A 348-nucleotide genomic window follows, 5' to 3' on the forward strand; every position below is an offset into this window, starting at 1 on the left:
GGCGTTGTTTCCTAAATAATTGAACTTCTTTAGTTTGGTGTGATCAGATCATAAAATGCCTTAACCCATGATGCGAAATGAAGAAGAAAATTAGGAATTGGTCACAGTACAACCGTGCTTTGGTTCAACGCGGTAACATCAATATTTGGTTAAGTGATAGTGCCACCTCAAAGTGGCAAAATACCGAAAAACACGGAGGCCGTGGTCGTTCAAATCACTATTCTGACTTAGCAATTGAAACCTGTTTAACTTTAAAGGCTGTATTCCATTTGCCACTCAGAGCCTTAGAAGGGTTTGTAAATTCCTTGCTCACTATGATGGATACCTCGTTGCAATCACCCGGTTATA

1 protein-coding gene is annotated in these 348 nt (G+C 39.9%); it reads left to right on the plus strand.

Going from position 1 to position 348, the window contains the following annotated elements:
• Positions 1-77 precede the first annotated feature (77 nt).
• Positions 78-348 (plus strand): transposase (locus J8L98_RS24680; protein ID WP_210998697.1); only part of this gene is annotated, 271 nt, incomplete at its 3' end.

This window comes from Pseudoalteromonas sp. MMG013, assembly GCF_018100885.1.
GTDB classification, from domain to species: Bacteria; Pseudomonadota; Gammaproteobacteria; order Enterobacterales; family Alteromonadaceae; genus Pseudoalteromonas; species Pseudoalteromonas aurantia.